Here is a 15653-nt window from a genome sequence, read left to right on the forward strand (position 1 = left end):
CACCTCCTCACCCAACCGCAATATCGGATTCCGTATCAAATCGGATGACGTGTTCAGGCAGCAAGTTAAAAGTAACCTTCTGACCTAGTTTGATGTTAAAAGTCTTCATAGCTTGCGCCTGCTGATCAACAGTAAGAAACTGCCTAAGCGGAGAATCCTGATGATCCACTAATTCTAGAACCAAGCGATAATGTGTCCCTCGATATTCGATTTCCCGTACGATCCCCTGTCTGCCTTTCTCATGACCTTCCCGAACCAATTGAACATGCTCTGGACGAATTGCCAGTATTGGGTTATCTTGCTTTCCGTTATTCGTTTCGATAAAGCTGACGGCTCCAATGAAATCGGCAATAAAGGGACTATTCGGACGTTCATATACGTCATTTGGGCTGCCGATTTGAACGATTCGCGATTGATTCATAACGACAATGCGATCAGCCATCGTTAAGGCTTCCTCCTGATCGTGCGTCACCATAATTGTCGTCATCCCATATTGTTGATGCAATCGGCAAATTTCACGTCGCAACTTGACCCGCACCTTTGCATCAAGTGCTGATAATGGCTCATCTAGCAACAAACAATCTGGTGAAAATGCGAGCGCTCGCGCAAGAGCTACACGTTGCTGTTGGCCCCCCGATAATTGTGAGGGTACTTTATGGCGCTGTTCCTTTAATTCCACTAATCCTAGAAGCTCGTCCACGCGATCAATGATTTGGGACTTGGTTAAACGATTGCGAAGTCCGTACGCAATATTCTCGGAAACCGTTAGGTTAGGAAATAGCGCATACGATTGAAACATCATGCCGAAGTTCCGTTTTCCAGCTGGTACAGAAGTGATATCTCTTCCCTCGATGGTCAAATTGCCCCCATCTGCTTTTTCCAGACCCGCAAGAATGCGCAACAACGTTGTTTTTCCGCATCCGCTTGGCCCTAACAGACAGATGAACTCATGTTGATGAATATCTAAATTTATTTCCTGCAACGCAGTTTGCTTCCCAAAGTGCTTAGAAAGGTTGCGAAGCGATAAATACCCTGGCTTCATATCTAATGCTCCTTTTTACCGAATTCCCCTACATAAATCCCTGAAAATGGGAAGGATGCCAACATCGGCATCCCACAGTAATCCACTTTCTACTTCTTTGGCTCTGATTTGGAATCATATTTCTTTGCCCAATCTGCCAGTACAGCTTCACGGTCTCTAGCGGCTTGATACAAATCCAATTTGGTCAATTGGGATACCGGATCTTTACTGTAGCCTTCAGGAATTTGGTTTCCTTCTTGTTTAATGCTTAAGATAGCGTAATTTTTATTGTATTCCTTCATAGGCTCAGCGCTGATCGCCCAATCCAAGAACAACTTCGCTTCCGGCTTAATATCTTTCTTTTTCACTAATGCATTGGCTTCCATATCCCAACCTGATCCTTCTTTAGGGAAAATAACTTCAATCGGGGACCCTTTTTTCTTCTCCAAAATGCCGCTGTATCCATATGAGATACCAATCGGAACTTCTCCTGAAGCTGCCATTTTCGCCGGTTTGGATCCAGAATGGGTATAAATCATCATATTATCGTGCAATTTATCCATAAAAGTCCAAGCTTTATCCTTACCGTACAATTGAATAAGTGCATTAACCGTCAAGTATCCTGTACCTGAAGATGCGGGATTCGGCATAGCAATTAACCCTTTGTATTCCGGCTTAGCTAAATCCTCGTACGATTGGGGAATAGCCAAGTGACGTTTTTCCATCTCCACCTTGTTTACAATGATGGCAGTCTCCCAGATATCAATACCGACCCATTTGGGAACGCTCGATTTATCTTTAAATTCAGGGAGCACTTGATCGACACCTTTAGGCGCATAAGGCTCCAAGATTTTTTGATCATCCATAACTAGTAAACTTGTGGCGGCCAATCCCCAGATGAGGTCAGCTTGAGGATTTTCCTTTTCTGCAATTAGCTTAGCTGTCATGATCCCTGTCGAATCACGAACAATGTTTACCTTAATCGTAGGATACTGAGACTTAAAAGAAGTAAGATAGGTCTTAATTTGTTCTTCTTCCATTGCGGAATAAACGGTGATTTCCGCTGGTTTGTTTGCGGCTGCTGTTGGACTCGGCTGGCCGCTACTAGCTGCGTTTTCCGGCTTCGCAGTACCACAGCCTGCTAATAAACCTGTAATAAGTAACATTGACGTAAGTGATTTCCATTTCGTTTTCATCGTTAAATCCCCTTTTCCTAATTTCATAGTTTTGATTCGATTCTATTTCGATTGTGATGGACGATACGAAACTAATTAAGCAGAAAAGAAAATCTCGTTACATTCAATTATTTTTGAATTATTAAGATTTTATAACCTTTTTTATTCCGTTTATCTATTTCGTACAATAATTATTGTACACTAGTAATTTCTTCATTGTGTCAACTGAACGTAAACTCATCATTAAGATTATGTAAAAGCCCCCCTTCATTTTTCTCGACTGTCTCAAGTGTTTTTTTGCTATAATAGTTGTAATTCAAACAAAATCTATTGAATCTATTAGTCGATCAAGAATAGGGAAGTGAGCATTCTAATGTCACAAATAGAAGAAAATCACGCAGCAGAACAAAGGGGACGTATCAGACAAGACATCATTGATGCTATCGCAGAAACGATGGATTTGTACGGAGCAACTCATTCATCTGGTCAATTGTATGGGATTATGTTCTTTGAAGATCGGCCGATGACTCTCGATGAGATGAAGATTCGAATGAATATGAGTAAAAGTAATATGAGCTATGCGGTTAGATCATTGGTAGAATCCCAAATGGTCAAAAAACTAGAGGAAAAACAGGAGCGAAAAGAATTGTATGCTGCTGAGGTCGATTTTTTTCTTGCTTTTCAAAACTTTTTCACGCTAAAGCTCCAGCGCGAAATCAATGTAATGACAGAAGCAATAAGTAAAGCTCTTCCTAAGTTGACTGAATTGATTCTTGACKAACATATTACAGACGAGGAGCGTAATTTCGCTCTTCAAGATCTATATAAACTTCGGCATGGGCATACCTATTACGAATGGCTCCAGCGATTTGTCGATGCCCTGAAGCGTGGAGAATATTTTAATGATATTTCTTCGCCGCGTGATTGATGAATACGATTACCCAACTGAAGCCTGGAAGAACATTTTGAGAGAAGTGCGCTTCGTTTAAACTAAGCATTTTCAATTAGCTTGAGAACTCAAATAGCCTTACGATTTCTCGTAAGGCCCTATACCCATTTTTGTTTACTTAAAATCTCATTTGCTTATCAACTGATCGACAGTAGGAACGAGAAACGGAACACTCAATTCGAAACTTCCGAATGTCACTCCATTCCGACCAGTCAGAGACTGCTCCTTTTTTCATATAACCGTTCCTTACATCCAGCCCTTCCTTTCAAGCTAACCTTCCCAAATGTCGAGCATTCCCCTTCTCACGCTCAACGATCCTTTTATTAAAATAAGGCGCTTTCTTTCAAAGTTATTAATGTAAAAGACTAAACTAATTTGTTCAATTGTCCACTTTTTGCTTCAAAAAGGTCTCCACAGCTTAATTCATGGAAAGATTGAGCTGTTTCCCCGCTTTATGCAGCGCATGCAGCGCAAAATCAAGATCTTCCCGTGTATGCTGAGCCGTGACAATAAAACGCACACGCCCTTTGTCCATAGCTACCGTCGGATAGACGATCCCTTGGGCATAGACACCTTCTTGCAGGAGCAAATCAGAAAACTGCATCGTCTCTGCTGGATTCCCCACGATAACAGGAATAATTGGCGTCTCGCTTGCTCCTGTGTCGAAGCCAAGTGCTTGCACCTTTGAGCGGAAATAGGCAGCGTTCTCCCAAAGTCTCGCGATGAGATCGCTGCTTTGTTGCAATACTTGAATGGCCGAGAGACAAGTAGCCGCAACCGCCGGTGTTTGAGATGTACTGAACAAGAAAGGACGCGCTTTATGGATTAGGTAGTCTTTGACAACTTGCTCACAAGCCACGTAACCCCCAACGGCTCCAACCGCCTTCGAAAGGGTGCCGATCTGAATGTGCACGCGACCGTGTAAACCGAAATGATCCGTCGATCCCTTACCGTTCTTACCAAGTACACCGCTCGCATGGGCATCGTCTACATAGACAAAGGCATCATACTTCTCAGCAAGTGCCACAATAGTTGGCAGCGGGGCGATATCTCCATCCATGCTAAAAACGCCGTCCGTCACAACAATACGTTTCTGAAATCCAGCACTCTCTTTTAACGCTGCTTCCAATTGATCCATGTCTTTATGTGCAAATACTTTCCGCTGCGCTTTCGTTAACCGAATCCCGTCAATAATGCTGGCGTGATTTAACTCATCACTGATTACGACATCATCAGGTCCAAGCAGCGAAGCTAGAACACCTTGGTTCGCCGTAAAGCCGGATTGAAATACAAGCGCCGCTTCGGTTCCCTTAAATTTGGCAAGCTCTTGTTCCAGTTGATCATGGATATCAAGCGTCCCCGTGATTGTTCGTACCGATCCGCTGCCAACGCCATATTTCTCAACCGCACGAATAGCCGCTTCCTTCATGCCAGGATGATCGGTAAGCCCTAAATAATTGTTAGAGGACATTTGCAGTACCGAACGCCCCTTCAATGTCATCCATGCACCAGAACCACTCTCCCATACGGTCAGTGGACGGTAACGGCCCTCCTTTTGCAATTGCTCCAGTTCTTTCTCCAATGTGTTCCAATTAGCCATGAATCGCACACTCCTTCATTGAGGGTAATTTAACTTCCGTGTCATGTAAAAAAACGATTTTACCGCATTGCCCTGATATCATCAATTCAAAGGCTTTCTCATAATCTTGCAGTGAGAATGTGTGAGTAATAAGCGGTTTCAAATCGATTCGTTTCTGATCTAGCAAACCTTTCAACTGATACCAAGTCTGGTACATACGCCGACCGGTAATCCCATCAATACGTAAGCCTTTGAAAATAATATGGCGTGATAAATCAAGCGGCACTTCTTGTGTAGGAATGCCGAGTAAGGATACTCGTGCGGCAGAAGCCGCTGCCTCAAAACCTCCACGAATCGCATCGGGAAATCCTGACATTTCTAGAACGACTTCAGCGCCTTCACCATCGGTATAGGCTCGAATAGCTGCTACCATAGATTCCTCTCGGCTATTGATGGTATAGTCAGCGCCCATCTGCTTCGCAAGTGACAAGCGATACGGATTAATGTCAACAGCGATCACGACACCAGCGCCGCTCGCTTTGGCAACGGCAACCGCCATCAACCCGATGGGCCCAGTACCGATGACGACGACCGACTTCCCCACGATTTCTCCCGACAATACGGTCTGCACCGCATTACCCAGCGGGTCTTGCAAACAGGCCAGCTCGAACGGCATATCCGGCCTATTGTGAATGACATTCGATGCCTTAACGACCGCATATTCCGTAAAACAGCCTGGCGCTGTAATCCCGAAGCTAACCGTATTCGGGCAGACATGGGCGTTGCCGGTTCGGCAAGCCTTACATACACCGCATACGATATGGCCTTCTGCTGACACATGATCTCCGACCTTCACATTGGTCACTTGGCATCCTATCTCTTCGACCACGCCAGCGAATTCATGACCGAATACATTCGGTGTTACGACTGCGCTTTCCGCCCAATCATCCCATTTATAGATATGGACATCTGTCCCGCAAATCGAGGTAGCTTTTACTTTAACCAGCACTTCGTCAGGCCCACAGCGTGGTATCGGAACTTCACGTAAAACCGCACCAGGTCCACGAACCTCTTTTACAAGTCCGATCATCGTCTCTCTCATGTTGTATGCCCCCCTTATTTTAATAGAATAAAGTTTACTATAATGACTTTTTGTGCGTTATCTTGCATATACAATATATTATACATACGGATGGTATATTGTACATATCTGTTTGAAAATATTTCGCAGCTATGCTAAATTGGGTTTATACTTGAGGTACTTGTAGGAAGAGGAGAAATCAATGGATCAGGAGCAAATTCATAAGAAGATCGGGAAAAACCTTCAAAATATACGCAAAGCAAGATCACTCAGTCTGGATCAGGTCGCAGAATTAACAGGCGTCAGCAAGGCGATGCTCGGTCAGATCGAGCGCGGTGATTCCAATCCAACGATTTCGATATTGTGGAAAATCGTAAATGGACTTCATATCTCCTTTACTTCGCTCATCGAGGACAATGTCCCCAAGGTGACCCATATCCACCTCGATGAAATTGAACCTTTTCTAGAGGAGGATGGGAAATATCGGGCATTTCCCATCGTTCCCTTTGAGCAGAAAAAACAATTTGAAATCTACACCGTTGAAATTGAAGTCGGCTGTACCCATGCCTCGGAAGCTCACTATGATGGCGTTGAAGAATACATTTTGATGATCAGTGGTGAGCTTCGACTCCGTATTCAGGATGAAACCTACGAGTTGAAGGCCGGAGACGCCATTCACTTTTCCGCCGATCAGCCCCATGTTTATGAGAACATCGCAGATGAGAAAACAATGTATAACACGATCATTTGTTATCCTTTGTAAGGGGATTCTGGAGAAAAGAAAGAGCTTCTACAGGCAGATTGTTCTGCCGTGTAGAAGCTCTTTGACATATGTAAGTATTCACTATTACAGGCTACTATTCGATCCCTCGGTTTTAAGGGTTTATCTCACATATACTCATCAAAGGATTAGCATAACGATTATTTGGTAATTACAATAATAAATGTTTTAATTTCGTACGGTTTAATTTCAAAACGAAGCGCTTCCCCATAGTTAGGCTCCTCTAGAGGCCGCTCCATCAGGTCGCATTCTTGCCAAGAAATGATCTTCATTGCGCTTTCCAGAATAATCTCATTGCGCGCACCTGAATATTCATGAAGACGCAGGATCAGTACATCTTGGTCCTCTGCCTTCTTCACAGCGTCCACCAGCACATGTCCACCCTTAGCTTTGAACAGGGACAAAGCCTCCCTAGTATGAGCAGTTCCTGGTGTGATGCGAAGCGGATTATTTAAATCCCAAGCAGCCTGGGCGGTGCCGCCTTCAAGCCAATCTCCTCGATGCGGAAATAAGGCATAGGTGAACAAATGTTCACCTAAATCTGCCGTCGGGTCTGGAACCATCGCCGATTTAATAAGCGTTAAGCGCATAACATGGTCTTTAATGTCATAGCCATATTTGCAATCATTAAGCAAACTGACTCCATAACCACGTTCTGACAAATCAGCCCACTGTTGGCCAACTGTCTCATAACGCGCATAATCCCAGCTCGTATTCCAATGCGTTGGCCGCTTTACGTTACCAAATTGAATGTCAAAGGTGGCTTCCGTACTGCGCACCTTCACCGGGAAGGCCACTTTAAGCAATTGACGACGCTCCTGCCAATCTACTTTCGTATCGAAGTCGATTCTTCGGCTGTCGGCATATACGATCATCTGTTGTGTAATCGTCGATCTCCCATAAAGCCACTCAAAACGAAGGATCGCGCGAAACGGTCCACTTTCCACTAGACGAACCGATTGGAGATCTCCGATCACGCGCATTTTTTGCTGATAAAACAAATCAATATCCCAAGCTTCATGACGCCCCTTCGGCTTATCTTCGAACACTTGAAACACATTGCCGGCTTCGCCTTCAGCGAGCACTTCACGGTTCTCACGCTTGTCATAAATCCGTGTGAGATGACCGGCGGAATTCCACTCAAGCTTGTAAAAAGGAGTAGACATCCAGTCATCACCATGTTCGAAAACATCTTTATGATCATCTTGAAGAGCATCAGGGCTAGTCGAATAGTAAATGGTAGAGTAACCCATAGACGGAATTTGTCTAACAGGGATCAACCACTGATCACCCGAATGGGTTGCGTCGAGCTTCACGCCTTCATGGTCAGTCCATGATCCCGTCGCGTGCAATGAATCGCTTGACAGAGATACAACCCCATCACGATCCCAAATGGCGCTGTTGAATACCAAGTAGCTCTTGATACCGTCAAGCTCTCTCTTTGGATCAGCCATGGCTTCTGCTGCACGATGCCACACGCGATGACCAAGCTCGAATGCTTCCGCATATTCCAGCCTGCAATCTTCATACACCTCACGAATGGAAGATCCTGGAATAATATCATGAAACTGATTGCGCAAAATAATTTTCCAACCTTCGGCAAGATCTGATTGTCCATATTCGGTCCAATCGGAACGAAGCACGCTGTTCAAAGCACTTAACCATTCTGTCTCCCGGTATAGAAGCTCCAGCTTGCGATTCGCCCGCTTATTGTATGCTTGGCTCGTGTAAGTCCCGCGATGCAGCTCCAAGTAAAGCTCCCCATCCCATGTGTGCACATATTGATCTGTCTGATTGACCGTCTCTTTTAATTGTTCAAAATAAGCATCCGCCCGCCCTGTCGTCACCTTCGGCACACCCGGCATGTTCTCAAGTCTACGTCGCATTTCGAGCATTTCGCGGTTCACGCCGCCTCCACCATCCCCATAACCGTAGGAAAGCAGTAACGATTGATTAAGTTCCTTATTACGATAAGCTTCCCAAATCCCTTGTATAGAATGAGGCGTCACCTTTCCATTGTATGTATAGAAGAAGGCACCCTCACTACCACCTGGGTCAGGTGTTGTAATGAAATGAGTGAGTACCTCGCTGCCATCAATTCCTCTCCATTGGAAGGTGTCATGGGGCATCCGATTGTATTGGTTCCAGCTGATTTTGGTCGTCATGAACATATCGATCCCAAATTTCCGCAAAATTTGTGGCAGCGCCCAGCTATAACCGAACACATCTGGAAGCCACAAATATTTGCAATCAACACCGAATTCTTCTTTGAAGAAACGCATCCCGTACATCATCTGCCTGACGAGGGATTCGCCCGACGTTAGGTTGCAATCGGCCTCAAGCCACATCGCGCCTCCGGCCTCCCAGCGTCCTTCTTTCACCCTCATTCGGATTTGTTCGTAAATTTCTGGATAGTCCGTTTTTATATAGTCATAAAGCTGCGGCTGGGTTTGCAAAAAAACATATTCCGGATATTGCTCCATCAGACGGAGTACAGTCGAGAACGATCTAGCAGCCTTTTCACGTGTATGCTTTAGGCGCCATAGCCAAGCTACGTCAATATGCGTGTGACCTATGCATTGCACTGTTACGGGGTGCCGATTCGTTAACTGCGCAAGTTCACTTTGCAATGTATCTCTTGCTTCTGAGATTGAGGTGTAGAAATCCTCAGAGCCCGGATAGGACCAATCAATCCGCAGAAAGGCACGATCTAGCGCCTTCGATAAATCGTGATAGTCCGGCAAATTCTCTTTTAGTCCCTTCACCGTATCTAAAGCTGCCCGAGCAGTAAAGAAAAGATCATCAGCTCCTTCATCCAACCAACCTATACGCGCTAGGCGCAGTGTATGTTCTATAGGAGCTTCAGGAGCATAGCCATTCAAGCCGGACCAAAGCCGGAATTGAAGGCTTACCTTCGTTCCAATCAAATCGGGAGTGAAGAACACTTCCTCGTGATTGGAATCCACACCTTGATAGGGCTTGCCGTTCACAAATAGCAAGGACTCAAAACCGCTGTTGTTGCCTCCTCCAGTCTGACCGAAATTAAATCGGCCGAGCACATTACGTCCTTCCCACGCGGAAGGAATCTCAACATCGATCGATAGCCAAACGTAGTAATCACGTCCGGTCCAACGATCTCCTAGGCTCACTTCTTCCCACTTTCCCTCGCATGAAGGGTAGGCTCCCACTATTCCCTCATGATCCACCTGCTTGCGAATATGTGTCAGCGTTTTTTCCCCACGATACCTGTAACCGCTTAACTCCTTTAGTCTTGCCTCCAGCTTTTCCATGATCCAAAACATGCCTATTCCCCCTATAACACGTGTTATGTAAGATAATAAAAAAGGGTAGGTCTACCTGCTCCTACCTGTCATTACACTATCCCTCATCGATAGCTTTGCTGGTACCCATTGCTTCTCCTTGCTGTCTATCGCTTGCTTCCCCTCGATGTACGTGATAATTCGGCTTGCAGCTGCTCGGCCCATATCTGAGTAGGGAACCTCTACAGCACTTAATGCGGGAACCAAGAAAGCATTAACACTTTCTGTGTTATCTGCTGCCATAATATGCACATCTTCACCGATGAGTAAGCCCAGCTTTTTGGCGGCACGGTATATATATATAGCCCCTCTCGACCAATTGGAAAGGATAGAAACAGGCTTAGGCAGCATCTCCAGCCACTTCTCCCAATCCTTAGGTGCAGATTGCCAAGACTCTTCCTGGCGCAATTCTATAGAAGCCTCGCAGCCGTGTTGGCTCATCCACTCCCGATAACCTTGCAGTCGTTCACGGTCTCCCCAATTCGGCTTATACTCAGACCCTCTATAAACCCCCAGATAAACTGGAGGCAGTTTAGTTAGCGCCCACATGGCGTTCAGTGCATCATGCACACTTTGCTTATAATCCATGAGGATCGAAGAAGTTCTCAAACTCTCTGGGTATCCTTCAACCGAAATGAAGGGAACTTGCTGATCGTTCAGCTCCTTCTCCCAACTCTCATCCGCGTAGCCCGTCGTGTCTTTGGTCACGATGCCGTCAATTCGCTTGTGCATGAACAGCTCGATCAGCTCAGTTCGGTTTTCCACACCACACAGAAGGACGTGGTACCCCCTCTCTTTGCAGGCTTCCTGAAGCCCCTGCAGCATTTGAGTAAACATCGGGTTGCTTAAATCCCCATGCACACCGATACAGTAACTTCGGCCGGTTCTCATTCCCTTTGCCTGCGCATCAACCCGATAGTTCAGCTCCTCAATTGCGTCCAGAACCGCTTTTCGCTTCTCTTCACCGACTCCGATACCGGGCGTGTTGTTAAGAACCGCTGACACAATGCTTCTGGACACCCCTGCACGTCTAGCGACGTCAAAACTCGTTACGCGCTTTGCCATTCAATCACCTTCTCCAGAACAAAATAACACGTGTTATAACACATGTCAATATTCGTTTATGGGCAAGAAGCCAGCAAACTCTATGCTTGCTGGCGTTCCTTTTGAAGTTTAGTTTCTTATCAACGCCCCAAACTTCAATCGTTATCTTCAAATCTGACCATGTTCGAAAAAACTGCAGACCTCGCCCATCATACAGGCAATATCTGCAGTGCTCTTCACTACTTATCTTAAAGTTCGTCGATAATCCCACGCTGCCCTAAACCTGCATGTCCATGATGTGCCATCTATACATATTTCAAGCGCCGCCAAAGTAATCTTCCGTACCCGTCCTCATTCAACAACAAAGGTAGCCTGCGCTTCCTCACTATCCTTATAGCCAATGCGCACCGCAATCGCTCGAATACGCGCTATACAATCGGTTACGATTATCGGGCCTGTGTACAGCTTCCAACGAGGATTCACATCTTCATTGGTCGTATATGCTATGGAAGCACCTTGTGTTGCTGAATGAAGCATAACCGCTGTCGGTTCTTTGAAGATTCCCTCATTCACTGCATTCTTACCCGGCAACTGGCTATTGATCGGGATAAAGAGCGGTTTAGCAGTTTGTGGTTGAATGCCATTGGGCCACATGGTCGCAACCATTTGTGTCTCTGGTATATCCCCCCAAACGTCGTATTTCCCGCACCAATTGTCAAGCTCCTTGCGCAGACGTATCCGTAGTTCCCGATAAGATGGATCGTCCGCCAAATTATGAAGTTCATGAGGATCGCTCACGCAGTCATACAATTCCTCAGGAGGGCGCTTATTTTGCATGAGAACTTGCTTATCGCCTTCTAAGTCGCCTGCCAATTGTAATCTCCACAGCTCTTGGAATATGGGATGAAGATGACTAAACGGGATCCACTGAAGGTAAGGCTGATCGGGATAATCATTACGAATGTATTTGAATTGTGCATCTCTTACAGCGCGAACCTTATCATAAGCTTCGTCATACCGGTCACGCGTGGCAAATACAAAGTCTCTCGATTCCGCATGCGCTCCCATGAACGGCTGGCCTTGAATATGCCGAGGAACGGGTATCCCAGCCAAGGAGAGCACCGTTGGTCCCAGGTCGATCATGCTGACTAGTTGTTCACTGACTTGTCCATTTTTCACATTTTCGGGGCACCTGACGATAAGCGGCACGCGGATTCCCGCATCATACGTCCACCGCTTGGCACGCGGCAGCCCTTCTCCGTGGTCGCTCCATAACATGACGATCGTATTGTCCGTCAAACCATCCTCCTCAAGCTGTTGAAGAATGCGACCTACAAACTCGTCAGCACTGGCCAGATTGTCATAGTGTTTGGCAAGCGCTGCTCGCGATTTCGGTGTATTCGGCAAGTAGGGTGGAAGAACGACCTGATCCGGGTCGGTTGTGAGCGGTCTCTCCTCATAGTTAGGTGCAAATTGCCTCATAAACTCAGCGGGCCACATGCCGCTCTCATGTGTAGCGTCATAATTAAATACAGCGAAGAAGGGCTGACCGTCTTCCCGGTTGCGGAAGTGGGCTTCTTTGCCGTTTTCGTCCCATGCTGTTAAAGGCGCCTCAAACTGATAATCTGTTTTAGCATTGTTTGTACAATAATATCCGTTGGCACGCATGATTTCGGGAATCGTTTTGACATGAGCAGGGGGAACTGCATAATAAGGTGTCGGCAGCTCTGGTGTGTGCACATTCGTATGTGCGGTTCGCATATGATGCGTGCCTATCGCGGTTTGATACATGCCCGTAATGACCGCGGATCGGCTGGGAGCGCATACTCCCGCCGTGGCAAATGCGTTCTGATACAAAGTGCCCTCTTGGGCTAAGCGATCTATATGGGGTGTACGCGCCAAAGGATCTCCGTAGCAGCCCATTCTTGGGCTCGTATCCTCCAACGTAATCCACAAGAAATTAGGTTTTCGTCCTTCATCCTTCATCCMACAAACTCCTTTATATGTTATTAACCGCTCCGCCATCCCTTACACCAAAAGCATTTTCAGAAAACCGACAAGCCTCGGCGCGTGATTGCCAAACAAGCTCATCGCAAGCTGGACAATGTCATCTTCACACACTTCCAGCGATGGTTTGCTTTGCACCATCGTAGCCAGCTTCGCTTTCAGCATCGATCGCATTGGATTCGGCGTCAGGCAGCTCAGGGTGAAAAAGGCTTCTTTCGATTTCCCGATCCATCGCTCTTCTAGCCCCAAATCAACTTCGTTTTGCTTCCGCTTGGTTTCTTTTTCCCGTTCGAGTTCCTCAGCCTTCACGATACCGTCCTTCGGAATGCCGATACGCTCATACTGCTCGGCTGGCGCATCATGCTCCCGCATCAGCCTGGCGATATGGTCGATCATGGTCGCCTCTACTTCCGGATCTGCAATGACGATCTCTTGTGACGGATCAGCTTCAAGATCAAATAACAAATCACCATAAAGATACGGGTTCAAAAAGTTTGCAGCCAGGAGCCTCATCACGGAACAGCCTTTCGTGAACGAAAATGGAGCGGCGAGTTCCATTCCTGTAAACTCTTTCGGATCGAACATTGTATGCATGTGCGTCGGCATCAGCGTATATTCGTACAGCGGCCCGTTGCTTATGTCCTTCGGTCCCCGCATGTAGACATATCTTCCATCCGTGCAATTGATGTGACCGCCATGTATGCCAAATAAAGCGGCTTCACGAATGGTCCGATTCGATTCGATTATCGGTCGGATAGAGCTGCCTTGCATATCGGCAGGAATGTCTACTTCAAAGAACTCGAGCAGCGTTGGAGGTAGATCGATCGTTTGAACTAAAGCTTCCGTTCTCTTACTCTTTACAGCGTATCTGGGATCCCAAATAAAAAGGGGGAGATTCGAGATCTCTTGATAGAGCGGTTGGATGTTTTTCCCCCACCAGCGATGTTCACCTAGCAAAAATCCATGATCGGTATTCACTATTAACAGGGTATCTTTCCAAAGATCGTACTGATCGAATGCATCCAACACTTTACCCAAATATGCATCGCACATGCTGACAAGCGCCGCATATTCGTATTTCATATGCTGAACTTCTTCCGGCTGCTGCGTGACTTTCGAATAATCCGGCCAGTCGTAATGCTTGCCTTGATAATCATGCGGATACAAATCCTTATATTTTTGCTGGGTAAAAAACGGCTCGTGCGGGTCGAAAGCTTCGATTTGCAAAAACCAACGGTCTTGATCGCGGTTTTTCTCGATGAATTCAATGCCCCGATTGACCGTTACCGCCAGCGGCATCTTCTCTTCGCTATCTAAATAGGGTCGGTTCACCCAATCCTGTCTCCATAAATCGCCCTGCTTAGGGCCGCTTAAGCTTTCCGGAATGTGCGGGTCCTCGACGTTTCCTTTCCATGGATCTCCCTCTTGACCGCGGGCAAACTCCCACGAATTGTACTTGGTGTGATACGTAGCTCCCCCGGCCTCGAAGTAATGATTATGATCGGTCGTTAGATGCGTATACACGCCGCTTTTTCGAAGCAAATCGATCATCGAATCGTCATATGGCTCAAGCGGCCCCCAGCTTCGATGCAAAAAGTTGTAACGTCCTGTATGAATCTCGCGCCGTGACGGCATACAGGGCAAGCTGCCCGCGTAACATTTGTCGAACGTCATTGTCCGTTCAGACAGTCTTTGAAAGTTGGGAGCGTGAATCCAGTCGCAGCCGTAACTCGGCAGCATATGCTTATTTAAAGAATCGAACATCATCATGACTGCTTTCATAGCCGTACCCTCCTGATATTTCCCACTATTTCACAGAACCAATTGTAATTCCTTTGATAAAGTACTTTTGGAAGAACGGATACGCCACCAGAATTGGAAGTACACCGACAACAGCAATCGCCATTTTCACTGATGTGCTCGGAAGCTCTGCGACCTTCGCCCCAGCGCCCGATCCCATGTCGGAGTTGCTGCTCAAAAATTGGACATCTTGAATGAGCCGATTTAAAATATTTTGAATGCTAAACAGCTTCGGGTTAGTCACATAAGTTAATCCGTTAAACCAATCGTTCCAATACAGGATGGCCTCGAACAGACCGATGGTCGCCATGATCGGAACCGACAGCGGGAGAACAATTTTGTAGAACGTTTTAATCTCACCCGCCCCATCGATTTTGGCCGCTTCAATAAGCGCTGGCGGAATGGACGTCATGAAGAAGGTGCGGACGAGTAGGACGTTAAATCCGTTCATGAGCAGCCCAGGAATAAGCAAAGCCCAAATTGTATTTTTCACATGTAGAACCTGTGTATAAATCAAGTACGTCGGGACAAGGCCACCGTTAAATAAAAGTGTAAAGAAAACGAAGAAAGCCCAAAATTTCTTCCACGGCAGATCTTGGCGAGAAATCGGATACGCCAGCATCGACGTGATGGCTAAACTGGCAATGGTACMTATTACTGTAATGAACACGGTAATCCCATACGCGCGTCCCAACTCTTCCCAGTGATCCAGTAAATACACATACGCCTTGGAACTAAATTCTTGCGGAAACAGAGAGTATCCATGTTGAATAATGCTTGTCTCACTCGAAATGGAGGACATGATGAGCAGTAAAAAAGGCAGAAGGCTTGCAGCGGATAATGCGATTAGAACAATATGAGTAGTCCACTGCAGCGCTTTACTATCTTGTGCCATG

At 46.3% G+C, this 15653-nt stretch carries 11 protein-coding genes; 2 read left to right on the top strand and 9 right to left on the bottom strand.

The genetic code is table 11. The annotated features are described in order from the left end of the window. Positions 1–7 precede the first annotated feature (7 nt). On the bottom strand, positions 8–1042 hold the full coding sequence (locus AC1DLM_RS16175) for an ABC transporter ATP-binding protein (protein ID WP_477570560.1): 1035 nt from the start codon (positions 1040–1042) through the stop codon (positions 8–10). 89 nt (positions 1043–1131) lie between these two features. Then, on the bottom strand, positions 1132–2217 hold the full coding sequence (locus tag AC1DLM_RS16180) for a putative 2-aminoethylphosphonate ABC transporter substrate-binding protein (RefSeq protein WP_477570561.1): 1086 nt from the start codon (positions 2215–2217) through the stop codon (positions 1132–1134). Between the two features lie 352 nt (positions 2218–2569). Here AC1DLM_RS16180 and AC1DLM_RS16185 point away from each other — a divergent pair, with 352 nt between their 5' ends. Continuing rightward, positions 2570–3124, top strand: coding sequence for a GbsR/MarR family transcriptional regulator (locus tag AC1DLM_RS16185; protein WP_477570562.1), 555 nt, complete (start codon positions 2570–2572; stop codon positions 3122–3124). A 439-nt stretch (positions 3125–3563) separates the two neighbouring features. On the opposite strand, the gene AC1DLM_RS16190 is transcribed toward AC1DLM_RS16185, so the two are convergent. Next, complete coding sequence (locus AC1DLM_RS16190) at positions 3564–4745, bottom strand: glycine C-acetyltransferase (protein WP_477570563.1); 1182 nt, start codon at positions 4743–4745, stop codon at positions 3564–3566. Beyond that, positions 4738–5826, bottom strand: coding sequence for an L-threonine 3-dehydrogenase (gene tdh, locus AC1DLM_RS16195; protein WP_477570564.1), 1089 nt, complete (start codon positions 5824–5826; stop codon positions 4738–4740). Before tdh ends, AC1DLM_RS16190 begins: the two co-directional genes overlap by 8 nt. Before the next feature lie 181 nt (positions 5827–6007). On the opposite strand from tdh, the gene AC1DLM_RS16200 reads away from it, so the two are divergent. Next, positions 6008–6568 (top strand): helix-turn-helix domain-containing protein, encoded by a 561-nt coding sequence (locus AC1DLM_RS16200; RefSeq protein ID WP_441987363.1) that lies wholly within the window; start codon positions 6008–6010, stop codon positions 6566–6568. A 158-nt stretch (positions 6569–6726) separates the two neighbouring features. On the opposite strand, the gene AC1DLM_RS16205 is transcribed toward AC1DLM_RS16200, so the two are convergent. The 5 genes from AC1DLM_RS16205 to AC1DLM_RS16225 all read right to left on the bottom strand — a co-directional run bounded on the left by AC1DLM_RS16205 (position 6727) and on the right by AC1DLM_RS16225 (position 15652). Continuing rightward, positions 6727–9888 (bottom strand): alpha-mannosidase, encoded by a 3162-nt coding sequence (locus tag AC1DLM_RS16205; RefSeq protein WP_477570565.1) that lies wholly within the window; start codon positions 9886–9888, stop codon positions 6727–6729. A gap of 51 nt (positions 9889–9939) precedes the next feature. Further along, positions 9940–10971 (bottom strand): LacI family DNA-binding transcriptional regulator, encoded by a 1032-nt coding sequence (locus AC1DLM_RS16210; protein WP_477570566.1) that lies wholly within the window; start codon positions 10969–10971, stop codon positions 9940–9942. A 330-nt stretch (positions 10972–11301) separates the two neighbouring features. Next, positions 11302–12936, bottom strand: coding sequence for a sulfatase family protein (locus AC1DLM_RS16215; protein WP_477570567.1), 1635 nt, complete (start codon positions 12934–12936; stop codon positions 11302–11304). A gap of 42 nt (positions 12937–12978) precedes the next feature. Next, positions 12979–14739 (bottom strand): sulfatase, encoded by a 1761-nt coding sequence (locus AC1DLM_RS16220; protein ID WP_477570568.1) that lies wholly within the window; start codon positions 14737–14739, stop codon positions 12979–12981. Positions 14740–14764: 25 nt separating this feature from the next. Next, entirely contained in the window at positions 14765–15652 is an 888-nt protein-coding gene (locus tag AC1DLM_RS16225; protein ID WP_477570569.1) for a carbohydrate ABC transporter permease, read from the bottom strand. Position 15653 lies beyond the last annotated feature (1 nt).

The organism is Paenibacillus sp. 01T442, assembly GCF_056398345.1.